Source organism: Pseudomonas putida (assembly GCF_003228315.1).
Lineage (GTDB): Bacteria > Pseudomonadota > Gammaproteobacteria > Pseudomonadales > Pseudomonadaceae > Aquipseudomonas > Aquipseudomonas putida_S.
This window is the reverse complement of the sequence record NZ_CP029693.1, coordinates 1,718,439-1,734,033: the sequence shown is the minus strand read 5'-3', so window position 1 is coordinate 1,734,033 and position 15,595 is coordinate 1,718,439. Positions and strand designations below refer to the sequence as shown.

General features: G+C 62.1%; 15 protein-coding genes. 11 read left to right on the top strand and 4 right to left on the bottom strand.

Features of this window, described 5'->3' with window-relative positions; genetic code table 11:
* The first annotated feature begins 9 nt into the window (after positions 1–9).
* Genes DKY63_RS07895 through DKY63_RS07880 form a run of 4 tightly spaced genes read left to right on the top strand, consistent with a single transcriptional unit; the run spans position 10 to position 3,104 of the window.
* Positions 10–975 (top strand): transporter substrate-binding domain-containing protein, encoded by a 966-nt coding sequence (locus tag DKY63_RS07895; protein WP_110963596.1) that lies wholly within the window; start codon positions 10–12, stop codon positions 973–975.
* 16 nt (positions 976–991) lie between these two features.
* Positions 992–1,768, top strand: a complete 777-nt coding sequence (locus DKY63_RS07890) for an amino acid ABC transporter ATP-binding protein (protein ID WP_110963595.1) — start codon at positions 992–994, stop codon at positions 1,766–1,768.
* A gap of 3 nt (positions 1,769–1,771) precedes the next feature.
* On the top strand, positions 1,772–2,452 hold the full coding sequence (locus DKY63_RS07885) for an amino acid ABC transporter permease (RefSeq protein WP_110963594.1): 681 nt from the start codon (positions 1,772–1,774) through the stop codon (positions 2,450–2,452).
* 1 nt (position 2,453) lies between these two features.
* Positions 2,454–3,104: an amino acid ABC transporter permease gene (locus DKY63_RS07880; RefSeq protein WP_110963593.1), complete on the top strand. Its 651-nt coding sequence runs from the start codon at positions 2,454–2,456 to the stop codon at positions 3,102–3,104.
* Positions 3,105–3,267: 163 nt separating this feature from the next.
* Here DKY63_RS07880 and DKY63_RS07875 read toward each other — a convergent pair whose 3' ends face one another.
* Positions 3,268–4,299, bottom strand: coding sequence for a GlxA family transcriptional regulator (locus DKY63_RS07875; RefSeq protein ID WP_110963592.1), 1,032 nt, complete (start codon positions 4,297–4,299; stop codon positions 3,268–3,270).
* Between the two features lie 337 nt (positions 4,300–4,636).
* Here DKY63_RS07875 and DKY63_RS07870 point away from each other — a divergent pair, with 337 nt between their 5' ends.
* From DKY63_RS07870 to DKY63_RS07860, 3 genes are all read left to right on the top strand, one after another.
* Entirely contained in the window at positions 4,637–5,575 is a 939-nt protein-coding gene (locus tag DKY63_RS07870) for a cyclase family protein (RefSeq protein WP_110963591.1), read from the top strand.
* Positions 5,576–5,848: 273 nt separating this feature from the next.
* Positions 5,849–7,432, top strand: coding sequence for an aldehyde dehydrogenase (NADP(+)) (locus DKY63_RS07865; protein WP_110963590.1), 1,584 nt, complete (start codon positions 5,849–5,851; stop codon positions 7,430–7,432).
* A 90-nt stretch (positions 7,433–7,522) separates the two neighbouring features.
* Positions 7,523–8,452 carry a LysR family transcriptional regulator gene (locus DKY63_RS07860; RefSeq protein WP_110963589.1) on the top strand — a complete coding sequence of 310 codons (930 nt, stop codon included), beginning with the start codon at positions 7,523–7,525 and terminating at the stop codon, positions 8,450–8,452.
* A gap of 133 nt (positions 8,453–8,585) precedes the next feature.
* Here DKY63_RS07860 and DKY63_RS07855 read toward each other — a convergent pair whose 3' ends face one another.
* Both DKY63_RS07855 and DKY63_RS07850 read right to left on the bottom strand, forming a co-directional pair.
* Positions 8,586–8,900 (bottom strand): NIPSNAP family protein, encoded by a 315-nt coding sequence (locus tag DKY63_RS07855; RefSeq protein WP_110963588.1) that lies wholly within the window; start codon positions 8,898–8,900, stop codon positions 8,586–8,588.
* A gap of 13 nt (positions 8,901–8,913) precedes the next feature.
* On the bottom strand, positions 8,914–10,080 hold the full coding sequence (locus DKY63_RS07850; RefSeq protein ID WP_110963587.1) for an iron-containing alcohol dehydrogenase: 1,167 nt from the start codon (positions 10,078–10,080) through the stop codon (positions 8,914–8,916).
* A 160-nt stretch (positions 10,081–10,240) separates the two neighbouring features.
* On the opposite strand from DKY63_RS07850, the gene DKY63_RS07845 reads away from it, so the two are divergent.
* From DKY63_RS07845 to DKY63_RS07830, 4 genes are all read left to right on the top strand, one after another.
* Positions 10,241–11,023, top strand: coding sequence for an SDR family oxidoreductase (locus DKY63_RS07845; RefSeq protein ID WP_110963586.1), 783 nt, complete (start codon positions 10,241–10,243; stop codon positions 11,021–11,023).
* A 246-nt stretch (positions 11,024–11,269) separates the two neighbouring features.
* Positions 11,270–12,583, top strand: a complete 1,314-nt coding sequence (locus DKY63_RS07840; protein ID WP_110963585.1) for an MFS transporter — start codon at positions 11,270–11,272, stop codon at positions 12,581–12,583.
* A gap of 1 nt (position 12,584) precedes the next feature.
* Complete coding sequence (locus DKY63_RS07835; RefSeq protein WP_110963584.1) at positions 12,585–13,688, top strand: NAD(P)/FAD-dependent oxidoreductase; 1,104 nt, start codon at positions 12,585–12,587, stop codon at positions 13,686–13,688.
* Between the two features lie 202 nt (positions 13,689–13,890).
* On the top strand, positions 13,891–14,484 hold the full coding sequence (locus tag DKY63_RS07830; RefSeq protein WP_110963583.1) for a DinB family protein: 594 nt from the start codon (positions 13,891–13,893) through the stop codon (positions 14,482–14,484).
* Here the strand turns inward: DKY63_RS07830 and DKY63_RS07825 are convergent.
* Positions 14,405–15,325 (bottom strand): LysR substrate-binding domain-containing protein, encoded by a 921-nt coding sequence (locus DKY63_RS07825; RefSeq protein WP_110963582.1) that lies wholly within the window; start codon positions 15,323–15,325, stop codon positions 14,405–14,407. The two genes, DKY63_RS07830 and DKY63_RS07825, sit on opposite strands and share 80 nt — an antisense overlap.
* Positions 15,326–15,595: the final 270 nt, after the last annotated feature.

Sequence of the window (15,595 nt, the reverse complement as noted above, 5' to 3'; positions counted from 1 at the left end):
AGGTGATCTATGTCCGACTTCAAGTTCGATACCCGTGGTTTGTCCCGTCGCGGCCTGCTCAAGGCAGCTGGCTATGGTTCATTGGCGGCGCTGGCTGCCAGTGCAACAGGGCCGATGTCTTTTGCGTTCGCCGCCGACAAACCGATCAAGACCGTGCGCCCCGGCTACCTGACCGCCGCCTGCCTGGGCGACATGCCCCTGGGTGCCCTGCGCGAAGGCGTGCCCATCGGCACCGACCTTGAGCTGCTCAAGCTCATCGCCGACCGTCTGGAACTCAAGCTCGATGTGCTGACCATGGGCTTCCCGGCGGTGGTCGAAGCCGTGAGGTCCGGGCGTGCCGACTGGTTCGGCGGCAACTTCGCCTGGAACCCGATGCGCTCCAAGATCCTGCTGCTCACCGACCCGGTGTTCTACACCGGCGCCTACGTGATCATGCGCGACAGCGAGCCGTTCGACACCTCGATCACGGTCAACGATGTGAAGGGCCGCACCATCGGCGCCATCACCGGTTATTTCACCATCCCCGACATGAAGAAAATCGAAGGCGTGAAGGAGGTCAAACTCTACGACAACACCGATTCGTGCCTGCGCGACGTGCGCGCCGGGCGCCTGGATTTCGCCGTGCTCGATGCCCCGACCATCGACTACATGATCCTTCAGGACCCGAGCCTCAAGCTCAAACAGATCCCCATGGCCTACGACGAAAAATTCCCCAGCCTGACCGCCAAGTTCGAGGCGATCTGGGGCGTGCATCCGCAGAACCAGGACCTGTTCGATGGCGTCAACCAGGGCGTGCGCTGGCTGAAGGCGACCGACCAGATCAAGCCGGTCCTGGCCAAGTACGGCATCAAGAACCCCGACTACCTGGTGCCACCGGCGAAGAACCCGCGCATCGGCGTCGACCGTGACGACAAGGGCAATGTGATCGGTCCGTTCGAACACCCGGCCCGTGATTTCAGCCAGGCCTTCGCCTGAGTAAAGGAGCGGGCGCATGGCTGATTCAACTCCACTGGTGCGCATCGAAGGGCTGCACAAGTCCTTCGGCAGCCTGGATGTGCTCAAGGGCATCGATCTCAACGTACAGCAGGGCCAGAAGATCTCGCTGATCGGCCCCAGCGGCTCGGGCAAGACCACCTTGCTGCGTTGCGTCAATTACCTGGAAGAACCGACCCGGGGCGATATCTACATCGATAACGAACTGATCGGGCAGCGACTGGTGGGCACCCGCAAGGTGCCCATGAGCGACAAGGAACTGGCGCGCATGCGTGCCGACATCGGCATGGTGTTCCAGCGCTTCAACCTGTTCCCGCACCTCTCGGTGCTGGAAAACATCATCCTCGGCCCGCTCAAGGTGCAGGGGCGCGAGCGCGGCGAAGCGGTGGCGCAGGCCGAGGACCTGTTGAACAAGGTCGGCATGTTCGCCAAGCGAGACGCCTTTCCGGAACAGCTTTCCGGTGGACAACAGCAACGCATCGCCATCGCCCGCGCACTGGCGATGCGGCCCAAGCTGATGCTGTTCGATGAAGCGACCTCGGCGCTCGACCCGGAGCTGGTGGGAGAAGTGCTGGGGGTGATGCGCAAGCTGGCGGAGGAGGGCATGACGATGATCATCGTGACCCACGAGATGAGCTTTGCCGAAAGCGTGTCCGATCAGGTGATCTTCATGGCCGACGGCAACATCGTCGAGCAGGGGCCGCCCCGGCAGATCTTCCGCGAGAGCCAGGTCGAACGGACCCGCTCCTTCATCCGTGCCGTGAAGGAGCATTGATTGATGTTCGACACCACTGCACTGCACAAGGCCATCGAGCTGCTGGCCTATTTCCTGAACGTGCTGGGCATGGGCGCGTTGACCACGGTGGGCCTGACTCTGGCGGCGTTCGTCGTGGCGGCGCTGCTGGGGTTTTGCCTGGCGCTGATGCGCCTGTCGCGCAGTCGCGTACTGAGCCTGATCGCCAGCCTGTACCTGGAGATTTTTCGCAACGTACCGATCCTGACCCAGCTGTTCATCCTGTACTTCGGCTTGACGTACATCGGCATCACCTTGCCGGCGATCGGTGCGGCGATCATCGGCTTCGGTCTCAACGGCGCGGCGATTCTGTCGGAGGTGTTTCGCGCAAGTATCCGCACCATCGATCGCGGGCAAGGCGAGGCGGCGTTTTCCATCGGCATGACCCGCGCCATGGCGCTGCGCCTCATCGTCCTGCCCCAGGCCTTCAAAGTGGCGATTCCGGGGATGGCCAACTTCGCCATCGGCCTGCTCAAGGACACCTCGCTGGCCTCGGCCGCGGCGGTGCCGGAACTGACGTTCAAGGCGAAGATGCTGGTCAGCGAGACCTACCAGACCAACCTCATCTACTTTTTGCTGGCGATGATTTACCTGGTGTTGAGCCTGGTGCTTTCCCACTGGGCGGCGCGCACCGAACGACGCCTCAAAGTCGTCAAGGAGAACTGAAATGGGCTATGGCGAACTGTGGGAAGCCACCCATGTCGAGTTCCTGGCGGCGGCGTGGGCGACGTTGCAATTGGCGTTTGGGGCGCTGGTCATCGGTTTGATCGTTGGCCTGCTGGTGGCGCTGGCGCGGCTGTCTGGCAGCCGGCCTCTGCGGCGGTTTGCGCTGGGTTACATCGAGCTGTTCCGGGGCACACCGGCGCTGGTGCAGTTGTTCATCGTGTATTTCAGCCTGACCGAAATCGGCGTGCAGTTCAGCTCGTTCCAGGCGGCGATGATCGGTCTGGGGCTCAATGCGGCGGCGTACCTGGCGGAGATTTATCGCGCGGGGCTGGAAGCGGTGCCCAAGGGGCAAGTGGAGGCGGCGAAGGCGATTGGCATGCCCAAGCTCAAGGTGTTGCGTTGGGTGGTGCTGCCCCAGGCCATCCGCATCGTCCTGGCGCCCATCGGCAACGTTGCCATTTCACTGCTCAAGGATACCTCGGTAGCCTCGCTGATCGCCGCTCCGGACCTGATGCTGCGGGCGCAGGATCTGAGCTCGGTGTACTTCATGCCGCTGGAGATCTACATCCTAGTGGGCGCGATCTACTTTGCGCTGTGTTACCCGCTGTCGCTGGGCGTGCGGTTGCTGGAGCGCAAGACGCGGCGGTCCTGAACATTTTCAACCTTCAGGCACACCACAACCCACTGTAGGAGCGAGCCTGCTCGCGATGACGGCATGACAGACGAAGCAAATGTCGGCTGACCCACCGCCATCGCGAGCAGGCTCGCTCCTGCAGTTGGATTTGCGGGTTTCGATCGAGGTGTTTTGACTTTTCTCAGCGCGAAAACCGGCTGCGATAATCCCGTGGCGACACGCCCAGGTTGCGCTGGAAGGTCAGGCGCATGCGATCTTCATCGCCAAAGCCACACAGCCGCGAGATCTGGTCGATGTTGCGCTCGGAGTCTTCCAGCAGGCGTCGGGCAGCCTCCACCCTCAGCACTTCCACGGCCTTGGCCGGGGTGCGGCCGGTCTTGAGCTTGTAGACCCGGGCAAAGTTGCGCGGGCTCATCTGGACCTGCTGGGCGAGGGCCTCGACGGTGAGGTTTTCCGTGGCCAGGTTGTGCGAGATCCACAGGTGCAGGTCATCGAAAGCGGCGCCCTCGCTGGTCTGCGATTGCAGCAATTGGCTGTACTGGGCCTGGCCGCCGGGGCGCTTGAGGAACACCACCATTTCCCGCGCGACCTGCAACGCCACTTCACGTCCGCAATCCTCCTCGACCAGGGCCAGTGCCAGATCGATACCGGCGCTGACGCCGGCGGAAGTCCAGACCGAACCCTGCTTGACGAAGATCGCATCGCTGTCGACTTCAATCGAGGGGTAGTGCTCCTTGAGCATGTCGCACATCTTCCAGTGGGTGGCGGCGCGTCGGTTTTCCAGCAAGCCGGCCTCGGCCAGCAGAAAGGTGCCGCTGCACACCGACGCCGTGCGTTTGACCTGGCTCGATGCCTCGGCCAGCCAGGCGACCAGATCCAGGGAAAAGTGCATCGCCTCGAGAATCTTCGGTGCGCCGGGGACGATCAACGTGTCTATGGACGGTACGTCGAAATCGCTCAAGGGCACCGTGTGAACGGCCAGGCCTTCTGCGGTGTGCATCAGGCCGCCGGCCAGGCTGGCGGTGTGCAGCGTATACCCCGGCAAGTTAAGGGCGTGTCGGTATCTGGACGCGGCCCAGAACACGGTTTGCGCGCCGGTCAGGTCCAGCAGGCCCATTTCGGGGTAGGCAAGAAACACGATCAGGCGCGGATGGTCAGGCTCAAGTGCGGGCTGCGGCTTGGGGGAGGCGGTGGGACTGGCGATTTCGTTCATGGGCTTGTGTTTTAACTCGTTGGAATAATGATAATTCGCAAACGATCCAAGCGTGATAGCTGCTGATCGGCTGTCAGGAATCAAGGGTTTTATGTCAGTCGCGCCCGACGAAGTTTAGTCCCGTCGACGGTGCGTGGTCGCGGGATATTTGGTGGGAGCAATGCTTGCTCGCGATGGCGTCCATGAAACCGCTATCGCGAGCAAGCTTTGCTCCCACACCGATCGTGGTCACTATCACTCGTGAGTATTGAGAACAATTGTATTGCCCATCCCTGTCTGTTTCCGCACAAAAGGGCTGCGTACCTTGGGGCCACCGAAACCAGACAAGGACCTCCCCATGCTCAACCGTTTGGCATTGCCTTTTGCCCTGTTGATCGCCGTCAACGCCGCCCACGCCGCCGACACCGAAAAATGGTACCCGTCGAAATACGGCGCCAACGATGAAATCGGCGCGGCGAACCTGCTCACCGCCGATTCGGTACTCAACGCCGCCAAACTGATCAAGACCGGCAAGACCTACCCGTTGGCGGTGCCCATCGACAAGAACCTGCCAGCCTTCCGTCACCGCAGCTTTCACCTGACCAACGTGCAGCCGGGTGAGGCGGGCGGCACCACCATGGGGCCGAACAAATTCACCTTCAACGATGAACTGGTGGTTGGCTGGACCGGTGTCGGTACCCAGCTCAACGGCATCGGTCACATCGGCATCGACAATGTCTACTACAACGGCAATCGCGCGGCCGATTTCGTCAGTGTCGAAGGCGTGAAGAAACTCGGCATCGAAAAAGTCCCGCCCATCGTCACCCGTGGCGTGGTGCTGGACATGACGGCGGTGTACGGCAGCGCCATCGTGCCGGAGAAAACCGAGTTCACCGTCGCCGACATCCAGAAGGCGCTGGACCTGCAAGGCATCAGCATCGAGAAAGGCGACGTGGTGCTGTTCAACACCGGCTGGCTGGAACTGCTGGGCAAGGACAACGAGAAATTCCTCGCCGTGGAACCGGGCATCGGCATGGCGGCGGCCAAGTGGCTGGCGGACAAACAGATTGTCGCGTTCGGAGGCGACACCTGGGCGTCGGAAATCTACCCCGGCACCGACGGCCAGGAATTCCCGGTCAACCAGTTCATGCTGGCCAAGAACGGCATCTACAACCTTGAGCTGATCGACAGTCGGGCGCTGGTGCGGGACAAGGCCTGGACCTTCATGTTCGTGCTGGGGCAGCCGCTGTACAAAGGCTCGACCCAGGTCAACATCAACCCGGTGGCGATTCGCTGACAGACTTCACTACCCATCAACTGTGGGAGCGAGCCTGCTCGCGATTGCGGTCTGTCAGCCAACCGATGCATTGACTGACTCACCGTCATCGCGAGCAGGCTCGCTCCCACAGGGGACGAGTGACAGGCCGGGGGGATGACGAATGCTCATCCCCCGACCCGTTGTTGTCATTTGTTCGACCCCGATCCAGCCCCCTAGAGTGGAGCGCGCGCCGTGGGCGCCTTTTTTCCATTCCAGTGATTGCCCGCGTAGACCCGGGCGAGGGAGTTTTTGATGTCCGATATTTTGGGTCAGCAGTTCATCGACGGGCAGCGCAGTGCCCTAGGCGGCGAGACGTTGCAAAGCCTTGACGCCAGCACCGGGCAGGCGCTGCCCTATGCGTTCCATCAGGCCACCGAGCACGAAGTCGAGCTGGCGGTTGCGGCAGCCAGTCGCGCCTTCGCACCGTACCGTCAGTTGTCACCACAACGTCGCGCCGAATTTCTCGAGGCCATCGCCGAGGAAATGGACGACCTGGGTGACGATTTCATCCGCCTGGTGTGCCAGGAAACCGCGTTGCCCGAGGGGCGGATTCGCGGTGAGCGCGGTCGTACCACCGGGCAATTGCGCCTGTTTGCCCAGGTGCTGCGCCGGGGTGATTTTCTCGGTGCACGGATCGATCGCGCATTGCCTGAGCGCACGCCACTGCCACGGCCGGACCTGCGTCAGTACCGTATTGGTGTCGGCCCGGTCGCGGTGTTCGGCGCGAGCAATTTCCCCCTGGCCTTTTCCACCGCCGGCGGTGACACCGCTTCGGCGCTGGCCGCCGGTTGCCCGGTGGTGTTCAAGGCTCACAGCGGGCACATGGCGACGGCCGACCGGGTGGCCAGCGCCATTGTGCGCGCGGCGCAACGCACGGGCATGCCTTCGGGCGTGTTCAACATGATCTACGGCGCCGGTGTCGGCCAGGCGCTGGTCAAGGCCGAGGGGATCAAGGCGGTGGGGTTCACCGGTTCGCTCAAGGGCGGTCGGGCGCTGTCCGATCTGGCCGCCGCGCGGCCGCAGCCGATTCCGGTGTTCGCCGAGATGTCGAGCATCAACCCGGTGATCCTGCTGCCCGAAGCCTTGCGCAATCGCGGTGGCCAGATCGCCGAGGAGCTGACCGCCTCGGTCAACCTCGGTTGCGGCCAGTTCTGCACCAGCCCCGGTTTGATCATTGGTCTGCGTTCGCCTGCCTTCACGCAGTTCCTCGATGCTTTCGCGCACAGCATGGGCAGCCAGCCGCCGCAGACCATGCTCAATGCCGGCGCACTGAACAGTTATCGCAAAGGCCTGCAGCACATCGCAAAACACGAGCAGGTCGATCATCTGGCCGGACGAATTCAAGGTGACGCCCAGGCACAACCGCAGTTGTTCAAGGCCGACGTGCAGCTATTGCTCGACGGCGATCCGCTGTTGCAGGAAGAGATCTTCGGCCCGACCACCGTGGTCGTGGAGGTGGCCGATCAAACGCAACTGCGTGCGGCCCTGAACAGTTTGCACGGTCAGCTGACGGCCACGCTGATTGCCGAACTATTGGATCTGGAGCAGTTCGCTGAACTGTTGCCACTGCTGGAAGACAAGGTCGGGCGACTGCTGCTCAACGGCTATCCCACTGGCGTCGAAGTCAGTGACGCGATGGTCCACGGCGGCCCGTATCCGGCGACTTCCGATGCCCGCGGCACTTCGGTGGGCACCCTGGCCATCGATCGCTTTCTGCGACCGGTCTGCTACCAGAACTATCCTGATCAATGCCTGCCGCCGGCGCTGCAAGACAGCAACCCGCTGGGCCTCGACCGACTGGTCGATGGCCGGTGGAGCCGGGCGCCGCTGAGCTGATACATCCGCCCACGCCGGTGCCATGTGCACACCATAAGGAGCCGGCGTGGGCTTTTACGGATTCGCAACTTGAATAGAGCACCCGACGATATGGTTCCTTCACTTGGCAGCATTGCTTCGCGTCTGCGCCTCAAACAACTCAGGCTGCTGATCGCCCTGGACGATCGAGGCTCGCTGCACAAGGCTGCCGAGCAGATTTCGATTTCCCAGTCCGGTGCCACCAAGGCGCTGCACGAGGTCGAGTCGCTGCTCGGCATGCCGCTGTTCGAGCGCCAGCCCAAGGGCCTGGTGGCCAATGAAATGGGGCGTTGCATGATCCGCTATGCGCGCCTGATCTACAGCGACGTGGAACACCTGCGCGAGGAAATGCTCAGCATCATGCAAGGCCAGGGCGGGCGGCTCTCGGTGGGGGTGATCATGGGTGCGGTGCCGTTGCTGACCCGGGCCCTGACCGCATTGCGGCTCAAGCAACCGGAGCTGTCGGTGGAACTGGTGGAAAACACCAGCGCCAATTTACTCGCCCTGCTGGATCAGGGACGGCTGGACCTGGCGATCTGTCGCACCAGCGTTGGCCAGCGTTCGGACGCCTATGACTGCATCGAACTGAGTGAAGAACCCCTGGCGGTGGTCGCGAGCAAGGATCATCCGCTGGCCTGCGCCGAGTCGTTGCAACTGGCGCAACTGAGCGATTACCGCTGGGTGGTCTACCCCAAGGACATGCCGATGCGTCAGGCACTGGAGCGGGAACTGAACGAAGCCGGGCTGGAAATTCCGCGCTACCCGCTGGAAACCTCCTCGACCTTCGCCACCATGATGCTGGTGCAACAGGACCCGACCCTGCTGGCGGTGATCCCGGTGGAAGTGGCGCAGTTCTGCGAGCAGCACGAATTGCTGGTGAAGCTGCCGGTGTCGCTGCGCGCATTGATCGAACCCTACGGCGTGATCAGCCGGGTCGGCGCCGACCTGTCTCCGGCGGCGACCCTGCTGATCAACGAGCTGCAACGGGACCTGACGACTTGACCTCAGGCCTGCACAGTCTCCTGTAGGAGCGAGCCTGCTCGCGATGAGGCAGTGTCAGTCACCTTTGATGAACCTGACACACCGCTATCGCGAGCAGGCTCGCTCCTACAGTTTATTGCGGTGGTGATGCGGGTTATTTGATCGGGGAAAACTGCGCCGGCATCAGCAGTTTCGATTCCATTTTCTCCAGCATCGGGAAGGCGATCGGTACGAAGCCTTCGAGCCAGTCCGGGTCCTGGTAGAGGGCGGCGCGTTTCTTGATGCGGTCATCCAGGCTCTCGTAGGCCCAGATGTGGACCACCTGATTCAGCTCGCCGATTTCGGTGTACCACCAGCCCACCAGCGTGGCGTAGCGGGAGATCACGTGCAGGCCGTTTTCCTCGAAGTGCTTGAGGTAGGTCTGCATTTTTCCGATCTGGAGGGTGTAGGTGCGCATTTCGTAGAACATGGTTGTGCTCGCTTCAGGAATGAATGCCGTGGAAGGCGTTGCTGATGATTCGCTCGACGTCGGCGGCGGTGGTGAGGCGTGGGTTGACCAGCACGTTGCCGCTGCGCATCGAGTCGCTGACCATCTGCGGCATGTACTCCAGGTCCACGCCCAGGGCCTTGATGTTGTCGGGAATGCCGATGGCCTTGTTCAGCGCCTGCACGTGCTCCACCACTTTCTGCCCGGCCAGCGCCGGGCTCAGGCCGTCGACGTTTTCACCCATGGCCATGGCGATTTCGCGGAACAGTTCAGGGCAGGCCGGCAGGTTGAATTCGATGACGTAGGGCAGCAGCGTCGCGTTGGCGATGCCATGGGGAATGTTGAACACGCCGCCGAAGGTGTGGGAGATCGCATGCACGTTGCCCAGTTTCGATTGGGCGAACGCAACGCCGGCCAGGAACGAACCGAGCAACATCTGTTCCCGGGCATGCAAATCGGAACCGGTGAAAAAGGCTTTTGGCAGGTGGGTGCAGATCATCTTGATCGCTTGCAGCGCCAGCGCCTGGCTGACCGGGTTGGCCTGCTTGGACACGTAGGATTCGATGGCGTGGGTCAGGGCGTCCATGCCGGTGGCGGCGGTGATCGACGCCGGCAGCTTGAGGGTCAGTTCGGCATCGAGTATCGCCAGTTTCGGAAACAGCGCCGGGCTGATAATCACCGTCTTGAACAGGGTCTGGGTGTTGGTGAACACCGTGGACGCGGTGCATTCACTGCCGGTGCCGGAGGTGGTCGGGATGGCGAAGATCGGCAGCGGTGGCTGCTTGAGTTTGTCGTAGCCCTCGTAGTCGAGGATGTTGCCGGGGTTGGTGGCCATCGCCGCGACGCCCTTGGCGGTGTCGATACTGCTACCGCCGCCGACGCCGATTACCGAATCGCATTCGTGGTTTTTCAGGAACGCCACGGCGCGCTCCAGCACGTCGGTGGTGGGGTTGGGTTCGACCCCGGAGAACACTTCATAGGCAATCTCGCTCTCGGCCAGCGAGGCGAAAAAGGCTTCCATCACCCCCGACTTCATCAGGCCTTCGTCGGTGACCACCAGCAGTTTTTTCTGCACATGGGGCTTGAGCAGGGCACCGGCCTGACGCACCAGGCCGGTGCCGCTTTTCAAGGTAGTGGGGAAGTAAAACTGGAACGGGTTCATGTGTGCCTCCGGGGTCGTTTCTTGTTCGTCGGCCAACAGTAATCAGCGTTGTAGAGCGCCGATAATGAAAAGGTCTGATCCGCCGATCACCCTTTGTCATCCCCTGGCTTGGGGGTGTGCGGTGGTAACGTGGGCGCTTTCATTTTTCAGGAGCAGGGTCATGGATCTGGGTATTTCGGGACGCTGGGCGATTGTCTGTGCAGCCAGCAAGGGCTTGGGCCTGGCCTGTGCACGGGCCTTGGCGAAGGAGGGGGTGAACCTGGTGATCAACGCCCGTGGCGACGAGGTGTTGCAGGCCGCCGCCGTGGAGCTGCGCAAGCTGGGCGTGGAAGTGCGCACGGTGGCCGGGGACATCAGCTCGCCTGATGTGAGAGCGCAGGTGCTTGCGGTGTGCCCGCAGGTGGACATTCTGGTAAACAACGCCGGCGGGCCGCCGCCCGGTGATTTCCGCGACTGGCAGCGTGAAGACTGGTTGAAAGCGCTGGACGCCAACATGCTCACGCCGATCGAGCTGATCAAGGCCTGTGTCGATGGCATGGCCGAGCGCGGTTTCGGGCGTATCGTCAACATCACTTCCGGCGCGGTGAAGGCGCCGATCGATGTGCTCGGCCTGTCCAACGGTGCCCGCAGCGGCCTTACCGGGTTCATCGCGGGGCTGGCGCGGCAGGCGCGATTGGCGGGGAATAACGTCACGGTCAACAACCTGTTGCCGGGGCCGTTCGAGACCGAGCGGTTGCACAAGACCCTCGACGCTGCCGCCCAGGCCAGTGGCAGCAGTGTTGAAGTCGTCGCCGAGCAACGGCGCAGGAACGTGCCGGCGCAGCGCTTTGGCCAGCCGGATGAGTTTGGTGCGTATTGCGCGTTTATCTGTGGGGCGCAGTCGGGGTTTCTGACTGGGCAAAATTTGTTGCTTGATGGTGGCAGTTATCCGGGGACCTTCTGAGCAGTCTTCGGGTTCGGTGTTGATTCATCTGGCGCCATCGCGGGCAAGCCTTGCTCCCACAGGGACAGGTGGCGTTCACATAACCTGTGGGAGCAAGGCTTGCCCGCGATGGCGCCATTGAATCCCAAGCAAATTCCAGGGGATGACGGTTGGTGATCCCCCAATCAGATCCCATCATTATTCAGCACCGGGAGCCGTGATTAGAGTGGGGCCGCTTGTTTCCACAACAATAAGAGCGCCCCCCACATGAACAATCCGAGTGCCGAAAGCCTGGCCATGCCAGCCGCGACCGCAACCGAAAGAGCCACCAGCGTACGCTGGCGGATCTTCCTCATCATGCTGATGCTGACCGCGATCAACTACATCGACCGGGCTTCGCTGTCGGTGGCTTTGCCGATGATCTCCAGTGAATTCCAGATCCCCCCGGCCCTTGAAGGCCTGATGCTCAGCGCGTTTTTCTGGTCCTACGCGCTGATGCAGATTCCCGGCGGCATGCTGCTGGACCGCTTCCACACCCGCCGCGTGATCGTCGTCGCGACGGTCGCCTGGGGTGCGTTCCAGGCCCTGGCCGCCGGCGCGCACAACTGGATCACCCTGTTGGTCACCCGCATGGGCCTGGGCATTGCCGAGTCGCCGATCATGCCGGCCGGGGCCAAGCTCAATGGCGCCTGGCTGACGCCGAATGAACGCGGACGCGGCGCAGTGCTGGTCGACGGCGGCGCGCCGCTGGGCAGTGCCTTCGGCGCGATCATCATTGCCGGGCTGATCGCCTGGTTCGATTCCTGGCGCATCGCCTTCGTGATCGCCGGTGTCGGCACCATGCTCGCCGGGGTGCTGGCCTGGAAATACATCCGCAACCATCCCAGCGAGCACCCCGGTGTCAACGCGGCCGAACTGGCTCACATCTCCGCCGGCAACGCCACCGTCAGCAAGGCCGGCGCGGTCACCAGCATCCCGTTCCGGGAGTTGCTCAAGGACCGTTCGGTACTGGCGATGTTCGCCGGCTACTGCTGCATCCTCAGTGTGTTCTACGGCCTGCTGACCTGGATGCCCAGCTACCTGCACCAGACCCACGGCCTGAACATTTCCGGCATGGGTGGCGCGACTTTCCTGATCTTCATGTGCGGTTTCGTCGGTGAACTCGTCGGCGGTTACCTGGGCGACAAATGGAAATCCACCGGTGCCTCGCCGAACCTGGTGATGCGCAGCATGTTCAGCGGTTCGGCACTGGTGGCGGCCCTGTGCATGCTCGGCACGGCGTACACCGCCCAGGCCAGCCAGGCGATTGGCCTGCTGTGTGTGGCGATGTTCTTCATTCGCTGGTGCGGCATGTACTGGTGCATCCCGTCGATCCTCGGCGGCACTTCGAAAACCGGTGTGCTGGCCGGCACCATGAACTTCTGCGGCAACATGGCCGGGGTGATCGTGCCGATCCTCATTGGCTTGATCGTGCAGTTCACCGGTTCGTATTTCCTGGTGCTGATCTTCTTCGTGGTCATGGCCCTGCTGCTGGCGATATTCTCCAGCCTGATCGATTACCGGGAGCGAGGGCTGGTGTGACATGAGCGTGGATATCGACTGTGTGGTGGTCGGGGCCGGGGTAGTGGGGCTGGCAGTGGCCAGGGCCCTGGCCATGAGCGGGCGCGAAGTGATTGTGGTCGAGGCCGGTGAAGGCATCGGTATGGGTATCAGTTCGCGCAACTCGGAAGTGATCCACGCCGGTATCTACTACCCCGGCGGCAGCCTCAAGGCGCAGTTGTGCTTGGAGGGCAGGCATCGCCTCTACGCGTATTGCGATGAGCACGGCGTGAGCTATCAACGCCTGGGCAAGTTGATCGTCGCCACCGATGAGGCACAGCACACGGCCCTGCAACGGTTGCTGGATCAGGGCCGTAGCAATGGTGTCGATGACCTGCTGTGGCTGGACGCGGCTCAGGCGCGAGCGCTTGAGCCGGCGTTGGCTTGCGTCGCGGCGCTGTGGTCACCGTCCACCGGCATCGTCGATTCCCATGGGCTGATGCTCGCGCTGCAAGGCGATGCCGAAGCTCATGGAGCATCGCTGGTGTTCCATACGCCGTTGTTGTCGGCGCGATGCATCGGGCAGGGGTTCGAGCTGCAGATGGGCGGCGTTGAGCCCATGACCTTGAACTGTCGCGAGCTGATCAACTGTGCCGGGTTGTCGGCGCCCGAGGTGGCCAGTCGCATCGAGGGCCTGCCCGCGCAGCGCGTTCCCACTGCGCGTTTGTGCAAGGGCAGCTATTTCAGCTTCAGTGGTCGCGCGCCGTTTCGCCACCTGGTGTACCCGGCGCCGGAAAGCGCGGGACTCGGCGTGCACATGACCCTCGACCTCGGCGGCCAGGCGCGATTCGGGCCGGACGTGGAATGGGTGGACGAGATCGACTATCGAGTGAATCCCGCACGGGCGAACGGTTTTTACGAGGCGATCCGCCGTTACTGGCCGGGCCTGCCGGATAACAGCCTGCAACCGGCCTACAGCGGCATTCGCCCGAAGATCAGCGGCCCGGACGAACCGGCGGCGGATTTTCGCATTGATGGTCCGGCGGCGCATGGCGTGCCGGGGCTGGTGAATCTGTTCGGCATTGAATCGCCGGGGTTGACCAGTTGCCTGGCGTTGGCCGAGCACGTAGTTCAGCAACTTGCATAATTCCCTGTAGGAGCAAAGCTTGCTCGCGATGGCGGTACATCAGCCAACACAGTTGTGACTGATACACCGTCATCGCGAGCAAGCTTTGCTCCTACAGGGGTTAGGCACAGATTGGCGGGACGACCGGTAATCAGCGCCGGCTCCGTTGCGCGGGGATAGCGCTATCCTTGGGAAATGCGCTCTTCGCCATCGGAGACATCTGATGATCAATGCACGCACTGCCCGCATGCTCGCCGACTACCGACAATGGGCCAACCAGCGGCTCTTCGACAATCTGGCGCAACTGTCGCCCGGCGAAGTTGAAAAGGAACGCGCCGGGATTTTCAAGAACATGATCGGCACGCTCAATCATATCTACGTGGTGGACTGTCTCTGGCAGGCCCATCTCGAAGGCCGGGGGCACGGCTTCACCACTTCCCACGATGTGGTTCACCCGCTACTTGAGGACCTGCGCCTGGCACAGCAGGACGTCGATCACTGGTACTGCAACTGGACCGCCAAACAGACCGATGCCTCGCTGGACAGACCTGTGCGATTCACCTTCATTTCCGGGGAAAGCGGCACCATGAGTGCCGGGGCGATGCTGCTGCATGTGGTCAACCACGCCAGCTATCACCGTGGCTGGATCATCCAGATGTACTTCGAAATCCCGGCGATGCCGCCCATGACCGACCTGCCGATCTACATGCGCGAGACCGACCCGCACTTCAATTCGCTCAATGCCCCGGTAGTGGAGCCGACATGTGCTGGGCAATTCGCGAGCGCAACCAACGTTCTGCCGGATCGTTATCGTTGACGCCGTTCCAGACCATGGACAGTTCGGACAGGTTGATCTGGAACGGTGCGTCGTCGGCACGCAACTGGGGGCTGCCCCTGACCAGCGCGCAGGCCGCGTAGTCCGGCACCGTGGCGAGCATATCAGTGCCGGCGAGCAAGTCGCGCAGGCCGGCAAATTGTGGCACCGCCAGCACCACCCGCCGCGAACGGCCGATGCGCGCCAGATCGGTGTCGATCGCCCCGGTCAAATCCCCGGAAAACGACACCAGTGCGTGGGGACGTTCGCAGTATTCATCCAGGGTCAGGGTGCCGGGACGGTTATCGCCGCGCAGGATCTTTACGCTCAAATCCCGCAGTTTCTTGCGCTTGGCGTTGGCCGGCAATTCGGTGGTGTAGCTGATCCCCACGGAAATTTCCCCCGAGGCGAGCATCGGCGACATCAGCAGAAAATTCACCCGCCGCACCACGATCACCACGTTTTGCGCCTCTTCGCGCAGTTGCTTGAGCAAGGGTGGGAACAGACCGAACTCGGCATCGTCGGACAGGCCGATACGGAACACATCGCGGCTGGTGGACGGGTCGAAATCCTTGGCCCGGCTGACCGCGCCGGAAATGGTGTCCATCGCCGGCTGCAACTCCTTGAGAATCGCCAGCGCCCGCTGGGTCGGCTCCAGCACCCGGCCGTTGCGCACCAACAATGGGTCATCGAACAAATCCCGCAAGCGCGCCAGCGCCGCACTGACGGCAGGCTGGCCGAGGAACAGCTTTTCTCCGGCCCGGGTCAGGTTCTTTTCGAACATCAGGGTTTCGAAAATCACCAACAGGTTCATGTCCACGCGGCGCAGGTCGTTGCGGTTCATGAGGGGTGCTCGCTGGAAAATGGGTCTTTTCAGTAAAGCAGCAAACTTCGGCGGTGCGCTGGCCCTTGGGCGGACCGACGATAGTCACCCATTGGCGCAGTCGAGCAAATAGTCAGGAACATACAAATAACAAAAGTCATTTTTTTATTGGATGTTGTGTCTCTCTAGTACTTTCCGGAAATATTGTTTGACGAGTAAGTTGATTTTGAAGTGGAAGGCTCGTGAGTTATTGCTAATAATCAAGATGGCCTTCAAGGTCAGCGATTTTTT